This window comes from Enterococcus sp. C57 (genome assembly GCF_040887305.1).
GTDB lineage: Bacteria > Bacillota > Bacilli > Lactobacillales > Enterococcaceae > Enterococcus_B > Enterococcus_B hirae.
In genome coordinates, this window is record NZ_JBFOFP010000005.1 from 203,903 (window position 1) to 216,442 (window position 12,540).

General features: G+C 32.5%; 2 protein-coding genes. Both read right to left on the reverse strand.

From position 1 onward, the window contains the following. Window positions 1–2 precede the first annotated feature (2 nt). On the reverse strand, window positions 3–5,477 hold the full coding sequence (locus AB5M32_RS08165) for a hypothetical protein (protein WP_368024405.1): 5,475 nt from the start codon (window positions 5,475–5,477) through the stop codon (window positions 3–5). Window positions 5,478–5,618: 141 nt separating this feature from the next. Then, window positions 5,619–12,443: a hypothetical protein gene (locus AB5M32_RS08170; protein ID WP_368024406.1), complete on the reverse strand. Its 6,825-nt coding sequence runs from the start codon at window positions 12,441–12,443 to the stop codon at window positions 5,619–5,621. Window positions 12,444–12,540 lie beyond the last annotated feature (97 nt).

The following is a 12,540-nucleotide window of genomic DNA, read 5'->3' on the forward strand; positions in this document are numbered from 1 at the left end:
ACTTAGCGATTCGCTTGTCTTTGAACTTGTTCATGCGTTTTTCTCTCATTAGAGCTGTAACCTTCTTGGCTTGCTTTTTCTATCTGAGTCATACGCAGCTTTTTTTCTAGCGACTTCATTTGTCCTACATTACTTTCTGATTCGGATTGACCAAGAAAAGGATATAGTCTCTTCTTTTCGTTCGTCTCTGTTACATCCATATCATTATTTAACTTCTCATGCTTGCTCACTATTGATTCTAATGATATTTCAGTTTGACTTTCCTTATTCGCTGATTCTTTTATCTGAGTCAAACGCAGTTTTTTGTCTAACGGCTCCATTTGTCCTAAATTACTTTTCGGTTCAAAATGATTTGTGGCAGGAAATAACCTCTTCTTTTCTCTCGCCTCTGTTAAAGCCATATCATTATTTAACTTCTCTTGGTCGCTTACTATTGACTCAAATGATACTTCAGTTTGGCTTTCCTTATTCGTTGATTCTTTTTTTTGAAGTTCCTTAGGTAATACTTTTTTTAAATCTAAAGAGATATCTATATAAAAATCGGTTATTTTTTTGGCTTTATTTAGTAATCTCTGCTGACTAAAACTCCTATCCACTTGAAAAGAGTATAATTCAGGTCTATATATTGGGTTTAACTTTATCTTCTTGAACCCAGCATAATTGACGAGGATCACTCGTAAATTTTCACAACACCAGAATGGATTTTCTTGATACAACTTATAAATTCTTCTTTCTTCAAACAATCGTGCTCTTTTTTCTCTCGCATATTCTAATGCAAAACGTCTAATCCCGGTATGTTTTTTGAGGAACTCTCTATTCATCATCTGAAGAAATTCTTTTGAAGAAGGTAGCGAAATAAAAGGAAGTCTGTTCTGACATTTTTTCAATAATTTTTCCCCTATTTCGGGTTCTTTCCTTACTAAATGGTTGAAGATTGGCTGAGTCGAAAGATGATTTATAAACTGCTCTTCTATACTGATCCTAGGGTCATTCTTATTAATCTTAGCTACTGATTGTTCGATTTCTTTTTTCAGTCTTTCTTTTATGCTATTTTTTTCTTCTTTTTCGGTGGGGATATTTTCTATTAGAGTTCCTTTTCGTTCCATATGTTTTTCAATTACTTTTGCGATTGTTTGAAGTATGGATATTTGAATATTATCGGTTACTATCGGGCCTTTTTTATATGTAGCTTCCCAATTTTTCATTTGATCGTCTGTAAAATGGATACCTAATTTTTCCAAACTTTCTCTCGTTACTTGATGAGAATTAAATTCTCCGACTATTTCAGGAAAGTAATAGGCGATTTTTTGTTGTTCTAATGTTTCTTTCATTTCATTAATTAGTGAAAGAAAGCCTATTTTAGTTTCTTGTCCTAATTCCTCTTTGTTTGTTAAGTGTGCCCCAAAATTAGTCTGATCTAGATGCTTTATAGAAGCTGCAGAACCAATTTTCTGATAAAATTCAGAGCGATTTTTTTCAGTTAGTGATGAATCAACTTGTTGTAGGACAAACTCTTTAATTGCTGTAAAGGTTGTTTGACGATAAACAGTTACGAGTGGATCAATCTCTTGTTTGTTTTGGTTTACTACTCGCTCCAATTCTAAAGCTGTTTGATGACTGATTTCTTCTGCAACTGCACGGATAACTTCTTTTTCAGTAATCAATTTATTTAATTCTTTTTTTTCAGTTATCGTTAAAAAAGCCCTCAAATTGCCAGAGATTTTCCCTTTAAAAGATAAGTCTGTTTTTTTAAGACAAACATCTACATAAGCTTTTAATTCAAGTTTTGATAAGTTATCCTTCTGTAAAAATAATGGAAGAAACGGGTCGTTTTTTAGGTAAGCATAAAACTCTTTCCTTTCTTCCAAGCTTAAATATGGTTTCATTACTGTTTGAATCGCTGCTTCTCTTTGCATATTTGTATCTAACTTTTCAGCTAGTTCTTTTATAAATTGCTGTAATCGAGTGTTGCCCGAAACAGAATCAACATTAGCCTGTCCTATATGTATTTCTTTCCCATCACCCATTTGATAATTATAAACGCCATGTCTTACTAATTCTTTCAGTTGGGTGTCATTTGCAATCTGCTTTTCTTTCCTTTCCTTTTGTAGAACTTTTTTCGATTGCTTAGTTTGCCGTGGCTTTATGAACTTTTGATGATAATTTTCTATTATATACTCGGCTCTTTCTTGACTTTCCTTATCAAAAGATTTCGGAATACCTTTCGCTTTCTCATTTTTGTCAGTTAATAGCAGATACCTAATTACATCTACACAAAACGGTAGGTCTCGCTTTCCCAATTCATAAATTTGTTGAGATAATTCCGCATCTTTTCCAAAGTATTCTCTTGCAAGTTGATGTGCTGAATTGTTAAAATGATCAACGACGGTTGGCGTCGCCTTTGCAAAATCTTTCAACGGAACTGCCGGAGCAATTTTTTGATAGTATGTAAGTAGTTCTTTGACTTTAGGGTCTTTTTCTGCGAGCGCTAAAATTTCTTCATCCGTTTTCAGTTGACTTGCTTCCACCTCTTGGCTAAATCGTTCTAATTTTTTCTCTATTCTCTTCTTTACAGCGATAAATAAAGGATCAATTTCAGCTACAAATTGCCATTCAGGCAATAAAATGAATTGTTTAATTATTTTGATATACTTCGATTGTTTCTTGTCATTAAGATCTAACACGAACAGCCAGTTGATTCTATTTTCTTCAATAAATGGTACCCTCAGATGTTTCAATTTATTAAACGTTCTAACTGATTGTGGTATAGAATAAACTTGGTTCCTCAGATGAGCATAATGTCTGACGTACCTGAATATATCTTTCAAATTACTATCTATAAATGTATATGAATCATTACTATCAAAACGAGAAATTAAAGTAATGAAATCTTTTAATTCTTCCTTGACAGTTTTTTGTTCATCGTTTTTTTTGCTTTCTATTCCTTCGGTAGATTTCTGATCTAAAACCATCGTCTTAGCTAGAAAAGACAGGTTTTGCTTCCTCAATTCTTCTATGTCTTGGAGACTGACTTTCGTTCGATGGTTCTCCCCATTTTTTTGTTGATAATGACGTTGCAGTCCAATAAAAAAAGCAACTTCAGAGGTTAGTTCGTCAGACTTGCTTAATTCATAAAGTGCAATGCGTTTTTTAAATTCTAAATGTTTTTCAGCATCTAAAAACAATTGTGCTTGCTTTTTGATAAACTGATGATGCTCATTAGACTTCACATTTTCATACATCTCCGTAAAGACGCCGATTGATATTCCTGCGTTAGTTCTTAATCTTTCATATACACTTGGATCTATTTTGTTAGCTATTGATAAAAGTTGTTTTTTTTCTAAAACCAAATCCTCGACATCGATTTGACTTGGAGTTACGACAGCTTTTTTTAAATTTATTATTGTTTCTAAATCACTGGGTATTTCTTTAGATTCAAGATAGGCTAGACAATAAATAATCAGTTCATTTTTGGATAATACTTCATGGTCAACAAAATACCGTAGTGCTTCATCTTTAAAGTCCACTGTCGGTAAAGTGACATCCATTTTTCTACTTTCCTCTTGGAGTTGGATGTTTATATCAAATTCCAGATAATTACTTTCAGTCAAATATTTTTGAGCTTGCTCTTTAATCACTTCTCGAGCCAATATCGAGTCACTCTTTTTATATATCGCTAAAAAATAGTCATCTGTTCCCTTTTTTTTACCTTGTTGGATTGCTTCAAGTTCTAATATAATGTCGCTTTCTAAGTATTTCCCCATCAGTAACAATTGTTTTTTTTCTAAAGATTGCGTTATCACTTCTTTTTTTTCTTTATCCGTTAAATTTTTTGTTAAGCGTTCTTCAATAATTACTTGGATATCATTCGGAAATTTTTGTGCATCTATATACGCCAAGTAAAAAGCTCGAATGTCATTAGCAGATAAGTCTTCCCTCTCAATAAATCGTCTGAATACTTTTTCTACATTCGGTTGTGTAACCGATTTTCTTCTAAATTCTTCTTGAAAATAGGTATAAATTTCAAATTCAACATACTTACTTTCAGTTAAGTGTTTTTTGGCTTGTTCCGTGATAATTTCTTGAACCTTTTTCGAATTGGTTTTTTCATATAACTCTAAGAAATAAGCGTACGTCACCTTTTTTTTGCCTTGTTGGATTGCTTCAAATTCATATACAGTCTCTATATCTATTTCTTTTGCCAACAGCAACAATTGTCTTTTCTCAGGAGCAAGCTCTATCACTTGTCTGTATTCACCAGAAATTAGCTCGTTCAATAAAAGGTATTTCAAAGTATCTTTTAGAGACTTTGGTAATGTCGTCTCTTCAAGATAAGCCAAATAATACGCTCGTTCCTCGTAAGCCGTTCTGCTTTTCCCATCTAGGAGTAGATGGAAATTTTCTTGTAAAGAATTGTTTTTATTCCATTTTTTCTGAATATGTTGTTGTCTTATCCTGAACATAAAATCCAAATAATCAAATTTAGTTAAATACTGTTTTGCATACCCATCAATGATATCTCTTTTCTCTTCAATCGTTGTCTGTAAGTAGATATGTGTGAATAGCTCTGTTGATGCTTTTCTAAATCCTATTCGGACTTCTTTCAATGCTAATAAGTAGTATGGTTCTACCTCGTTTGTCAGGGATAATTCAACTTGTTCCTGTTCGTTTTCAATTGGAAAACGACTATAGTCAGGATCTGTGGCAGGATTTTTCTTAAGATAGGGGTTAACGATTATCTCCATAAACGTATCAAACTCGGGTTGTTCATGGGAAAAAACCTGAGGTTCCACCATTTTTTTGAGTAAATCATTTTTCAATTGTGTCGAGGATAATTTACGTTTTAAAATCAAAGTGGCTCTGACTACATCATACATTTTACGTCTTTTATCTGTACTACTGGAAGGAGACACCAAATCAATAAATAGTTGTTCGATATTGTTCATTGATTTGGCTATTTTCTCATTCTCGAATGGATATAGATAATGATAAACTTCTATGGATTCACTTAGTTCGTTATCATTTAATGAATAATTAGCATAAAATTGCTCTTTAAACTTTTTTTCCTTTTTATCTTTGATATCGTTTATCAACTCTTGAAACAGCACACAAACTTTCGCCTTTTCTTCTAAAGAAAATAATCTTTTCTTATGGAACACCTCCATAAGTTTTTGTCGTGTTGTAAGATTGCCTTCAGAGATTGCCTGGGTGACTTCTTGCCAATCTAAAAAAATTTTTTTCTGATCTCCTACCAATCGTTCTGATATACTTGTTTTTAAAATTTCTTTTTTCTCCTCCGTATCCTTTCGAGGTAGTACATCTTGTTCATCTAATAATTTATTCAATAAATAAATACTATCCGCCAATAAGTTGGGATTACTGTCTAGGTTAATTGTGATCCACTCTTCATTTTCTTTACAAGTTACTTTACTTCCTTTAATCTGCATATAGTCTTTCTTATAAGAGTCTCTTCCCATTTGTTTTGCTCCTTTTATTCAGAAATTGCCCTCATTATGTCTTTATCTATCTAATTTTCTATCAATCGATTGACTGGCTTTTTCTTCAAGTTAGATGGCAATCAGGAAGAATACTGAACTCAAGAAACATGATTTCCGAATTCATCGATTATAACTAAGTTTTTCTGATAATTGTCTATCGTTAGGGATGCTCCTCTCATTTGTGCTTTCACCTCTGTTTATTGACGTGCCGTGTGTTCTTTCTGGTACCAATGGTGAATTAGTAGAGCAATTTCCTGCTTTTTCCATTATTTGTTGCATGCTAACTTGCGTTCTTTGATTGCCCTTCACTGATTGATCATTTTGCGTGATAAAATCAAATGAGATCATAGTACTTTTTGTTTGCCCAGGAATGTTTTTCTGCAATTCTTGTAATTCTTTCGGAAGTATCTTTGATATACCTTGTTTTTTCATTACTTCTTTATAGCCCACTAGTACTGATTCTGCCTTCTTTCTTAGGGGATAACCATACATTTCTCTATCTCTTGGGTCTAAACTTACCGATATACCCGCATAATCGACAAGCATCACACGCATATTTTCTGCACAATAATTGTCATCATTATAAAATAATTTGTAAATGGATTTCTCAACTTGGATTCTTTCTTGTTCTGTTTCATTATATTCTTTTAAAAATGGAGAGAATGGGGTATTTTCATACCATTCATTGATCAGCTTACGTAATTCAATAGGGTAAGAAAGATTAATAGCGGGTAATTTTTTTAACAATACCTTTTTCAATGTAGGTGATTCCTCTAAAATATTTTTGACTGGGAGACCTTTTCCTCCATACTTTTGAATGCTGCAACGAGTAAAATTTTCAACAAATTGATCTTCTATAGTCCTTTTTTTATCGTTTGGGTTAATCATACGCACAGATTGTTCAATTTCTTCGATTAAGTTTTCTTTTGCCTCATCTAAAGATTTCTTCATTGATGGGCTTTCCACTTGATTCATTTGTTCCTCATATTTTTTCTTTAAAAGTTCGTTTATTTTTTCAATAGTTGTGTTAAATGTTACTCCCATTCCACTTAAAGGATATATTTCTTTTTGTTCATTTAAATCCCCTATCCTTATGCCTTCTATAAAGTTATCAAAAAATATATCTCTCCAATTTTCTATTTGCTCATCTGAACAAGTTATGCTTACTTGTCTCAATTTTTCTTTTATTAATTCATTTTCAGAATTTCCCTGATGGTTGTTCCAATCTATCTTTCCAATTTCTTTGATTATTTCAGGAAGATAATACTTGATCCCTTTCTCTTCTAGATTTTCTTTTATTTCAGCAATTAATGGCAATCGTTTTAAGTTAGTTGCTTCTATCCTCTCTGCAACTTCTGGACTGATTGCAGAAACTAACGAAAACATGTCTTCCTTGTTTGACCGAGAATTTTCTCCTTCTGCTGTAGTAAGAGACACTTGTTTGCTAAGGTCTTTCAGCTTATGGTTAGAGTTAATTTTATTATAAAATTGCATACGATCTGCTTCATTAAAAGAAGAATCAATCAGTGATGTAATTGATTCTTTTATTAATAGGAATGGCGTATCATTATAAATGGATACTAGCCAATTTATCTCACCTACTTCTTCTTTCTTTAATACCTTTTCAAATTTCACTGCTGTTTCATAATCCCGTTGTTCTGCTAAGACACGTACTATCTCTTTTTGACTAACCATTTCTTTCAACTGACGTTGTTCCTTGTCTGTTAAAAAAACATCTAGTTTCTGATCCACTTGTTCTTTAAATGGCAAATCACTTTTATGTAGGCAAGCACTAACACATGCTTTTAATTCAATTTTCGATAAGTTTTCTTGCTTAAGAAACTGTTGAAGATACGTATCCTGCTTCATAAAAGCATAAAACTTTTGTCTTTCTTCCACACTTAAATAGGGTTGCATGATCGTTTGAATTGCCGCTTCTCTTTCTGTTGCTGTATTTAAATCATGTACTAATTCTTTAATAAAATGTTGCAATTGAACATTAGCGGGTCTCCTATTTTCAGGAGAACTGGTTTCAGGAGCAATCATTCGATCCACCAGATAATTCGTCAGCTCATCTGACTGTAATTGTTGAGTCAAATACACACCTGCTCGAACTAATTCTTGATTCTCCATATTGTTCGCACATTCTTTTTGATCTTGTTTTTTTTGCACGACATGCTGATATTTTTTTAATGCTAGTTCCATTTCTTCATGAGCAATCTCTCTTCCAGCGGAAGTTTTTGATTTTTTATAGCTCTTTTTTTTCTTAAGAAATTCTTGGTAGGCAACTTCTTTGAGACTCTCTTCTTTAGTTGTATTGGTTTTGTCTTTTTCTCTCTCAAGCCTTGGTTTCGTTGCAAAAGCTGTAAACTGCTTAGTCATCTCTAGATCATGGTATTTATTGTGAAACGCAACAATTGCCTTAGCTGTTTCAGTCGGTCTTACTTCCTGATTTAAAATGACAGAAGGACTCCAATCAAACGGCTGACTTGATTGCTCTATGATTGGTGTTGAGATTGGCCTTTCAACATTTCCAACTACTTCATTAGCCACTTTATTAACTACTTTTTTGCCAGTCAATTCGCTACGCAAGGACGGAAGTGGGTATAGGTCATGATATCTTTCTACTATCTTCTCCATTTTATGTTGTATTAAAATATTTGGATGTATTGGTAAAGGGTTAGGTTGCTTATTAGTGTATTGTGCGCTCAAGTACTGAATCATTTTTGCACAATATAATGGATCCAGTTTCCCTAGCATGAAAATTTGCTTTGCTAATTTTTTTCCTGGACTTTGATATGTTTCCTCAATTTGATGCGCTAAATTGGCAAAATAGGTAGACACCATTGGAATCGTCTGAGCATAATTTTTTAAAGGATAAGAAGGAAGCATATTTTGGCAACAAACGAGTAAATCTTTAAGGCCCGGTTCGTTTTCTACAAGTTCTAAAATCCTTTTATTCGTTAATGACACGTCACCTTTATCCTCATAATCTTTTTGAATCAACGTATCTAAATATGGAATATACTCATGTACCTTCTTTTCAAACTGAACGAGCAATGTATTTAGTAAATTATTATAGTGTAAGTTGGAATCTGACAGAACCTCCGCAATTTGTTCTTTTTCTGACTTTAGTCCCTTATCAAGATTTTTGAATATTCTTCTTAGTATTTGATTTCTACTTACCTCTTTAAACGTTACACCCATTGCTTTAAATTCACTTTTTAATTGATGATTGATTTCTATCGCTGTTTTATCATAGGACACAATAGCTTCTCTTAGTTTTAGATCTTGATAATCACACTTATTGTTCGTTAATATTTTTACAACAACTGGCTGAAGTAAATTGGCTGGTGCGATCTCATCTAGTTGTTCTTTAATTTTTTGGAGTTTAATAATTCTACGATCATTGTCAACGTGAAATTTAGCATAACCCCAAATTAAGCTAAATCCATCAGAATCATGAAACTTAACTTTATTTAAAAATCCTTTCAATTCTTCAACTTTTAAAGAAGTCTTGATCTCTTTTTTTTCTAAATCGTTTAAATGCGAGATGGAGCGGTCGATTGCTTGATCTTTTAAACGTTGTTCCCAATGTGGAAATCTCACTTGGACTTTGACCAAAGAATCGATTAGTTGTTCCTTGTTTAATCGCCTAAGTTCAAGAGGATCTAAAAGATTAGCATTGACTTGTTGCAGCCCGTTTCTCACTTGCAACTCTTCAATGACTGGAAGACTCATTGCTTTTTCGAATGCTCGTTTACGTTGGTTATAGACTGCAGATGCTTTTAAATCAGGCCCACCTTCTTTGATTATTTCTTTTAGTTTGACTTTTTTAGTAAACTCTAAATGTTCTTTTCGATTTAAATGTAAAGATGCCTGTTCTTTTATCCATTGTTGGGTATAGGAAGATACGTTGTTATATAAATCTGTAAAGAAATCAATTGTTGCTGCTTTGTTTTCTTTTTTTATTTTTAAGAATTCCAATGTACGTTCTGGGCCTATTTCTTCAGACAAGTGGATAAGTCTTTGTTGTTCTGAAATGAGTTCTGACAATTTCAGATTTTCGTCTACAGTTAAAACTTTTTTCAAAGCGTGTATCAAACTTTTTTTGATATCCATTGGTATCACTTGTTCTTCTATACAGGCTAAGTAATACGCTCTAATTTCAAGTGGTGATTGCGTTTTCTGGTCAAGAAACACCCGAATTTTATCTTCGCTAAACTTAATATTCGCTAGCTTTAATCCTTTTTCTCTCAATGCATCTTGCATCTGACTTTTCACTGCAAATTCAGCATGGTTAGCAGGACTTAAATATATTTTTGCTTGTGTTTTGATGTATTCTTGGTTAGTCGTTGAAAAGGATTTTTCATAAATATCTGTGAAAAAACCAAGCCTTCCTTCTTGTTTTCCTTGCTGTATTTCTTCAAGCTGGAATACGTTTTTTAAATCTAGCTCTTTTGACAATTGGATAAGAACTCTTTTTTGAGGAACTAAGGCTTGCACTTCATTTCTTTCTTCACTTGTTAAGTTTTTCTCAAAATATTGTTGTAAACTCTTTTTCCAACTATTCATTTGGCTAAATGGTTCGTATTTCATTTCTAGATAAGCTATCTCATAAGCTCTAATTTCGTTAGGAGATAAATTTTCGCGACTAAGAAATGGATTAAGAAAATCTGTTTCTTCCCATTCCTGTAAATTTTTTTTACTCTCTCCCTCTCGTATCACGTGACCTATTTCAAATCTCACATAGTTTTCTTCACTTAAATGTTTTTTAGCTTGCTCTTTGATGAATTGGCGACAAGTTACCGAAAAAGCTTTTTGATCCATCTCTTTGAACAATTGAGATAGGACTACTTGGTCGCTTTCCTTGCTATTGTCAAGATTAGTTGCAAGTTCTGGACCTACTTCTTTTCCTAATTGTAAATATAATCTTTTTTCTGAAACTAGATTCTTCACTTTCAATATTTCTTCTGGTTTCAACTCTTTCAAAAAAGGTTTTCTCAAATTTTTTTTGATGTTGCTCTCCATTTGTTGCTCTTCTAAATAGGCTAGACAATAGGCTCTAATTTCGTTAGAAGATAAATCTTGACTATTAATAATCGAATCAAAAAAATTGTTTTTTTCTCTCTCCTGTAACCCTTTTTTTCTCTCTATATTTCGTATCATTTGAGCTACTTCAAATCGAGTATAATTCGTTGCACTCAAACATTTTTTAGCTTGCTCTTTGATGAATTGGCGACAAGTCACTGAAAAAACCTTTTGATCCATTTCATTGAACAATTTCAGTCGTTCTACTTGATTATCTTGATTGCTTCTTTCATATCTGACTGCAAGTTCTGGTCCTACTTCCTTCCCCAATTGTAGACATAATCTTTTTTCAGAAACTAGATTCTCCACTACTTTAATCTCTTCTGGTGTTAAATCTTTCAAAAAAGGTTTTCTCCAAAGTTTTTTGATATTGCTTTCCAGTTGTCGCTCTTCTAAATAGGCTAAACAATAAGCTTTCACTGCATAAGGAGATAAATCTTTCCGTTTAAGCATAGATTTAAGTACACTTAAAGAAGTGGATTCTTGTTTTATTATATGATTTTTTTGTTCACTATTATGTACTATAAATTCAAATTCTAAATAGCCTACTTTGCTTAAATATTTCTTCGCTTCTCTAGAAATTGCTGTTCTATTCAATGCACCATTCTTTTCATAAATAACTGTAAAAAGATCCCCCGTTGCTTTTTGCTTTCCTCGCTGTACTTCTTCACTTAAATATTTTTCTCTAGTCATTGTTGTTCTATTTAATGCACCATACTTTTTATAAATAGCTGTAAAAAAATCTACTGTTGCTTTTTGCTTTCCTCGCTGTATTTCTTCAAGGGCTAATAAATCATGCGGTCCTACCTCTTCTATCATCTGAATATTTTGTTTTTTTAAAAGCTTGACTTCTTCAAGTTTCTTTTTTTCTTTTTTTAATAAATTTTTCTCCAAAGTTTTTTTTATTTTATTTTTGGTTTTCGGTAATAAGTTACTTTCATCGATATAAATTTCATAAATTGCTATTTTTTCCAGATGAGACATGTCAGGCAAACGGAGTAAATTGGGAAATATTTTATTATAAAAAACAGAAGAAACAGACTGTGCTTCTTCTACAGATACCTTAATTTTCTTGTTCAAAACATTGATTGTTTGAGATAATTCATAATAGACTTTATCCAAACCATTATTTTTTTGCATGCGTGGAATCGCATGGTTTTTAATGAATGAATCCCATTTTTCTTCAAGAACAGGTTGATTACCGGATTTTTTTATTTCAGTAAATATTTTTGTTTTTAGTTTCTCTGACTCTATCCCTCGCTCCAGAACCATAACTGCTCTCACTAAATCATTAAACCAATTAGGACTATTTTCACCTTTATTTACCACTGGTTTGATCAACAAATCACTGACCTGCGCTTCTAGTCTTTTAGTTGATTCTGCTGTTTTTTCATTAGAAATCTTATGATAAAAACTATAGATATCGATTGTTTTCTTTCGTGATTGCTGATCTAATGACTGAACATCTTTAAACTGATCTTCAAAAGCTTGGTCCGCTTCATTAGTTATTTTTTTTAACAGCTTATGAAAAGTAACGTAAGTTTTCGCCATTCCCTCTAAAGATCTGTACTGTAACAATTCATTTTTATGAAGAGTATTTATCCATTCTCTAACTATTGCTTGTTCGTTCACAGTTAAACGCGGCATAACATATCTTTCAAAGTTAACTTGGTGTTGTTCCCAATCCCTTGGAACAAATGCCGGCTTATTCATGAATAAAAGATTATATAAATAAATACTATCTGACATCAAACTCGGGTTATTTTTTAAATTGATCGATTCATAGCCATTTTTTCCATAGTCCACTCGATCTGCTTTAAAATATACATTAAATAAACCTTCGTTTTTTTCCATTCGATCTCCTTTTCTTTATCGTCCGTTTTTGTAAATTGCAACAAATTTTAATCACTCGTATCCTTGTTCTTACTAGTATGGATAACTGTGTCGGTTC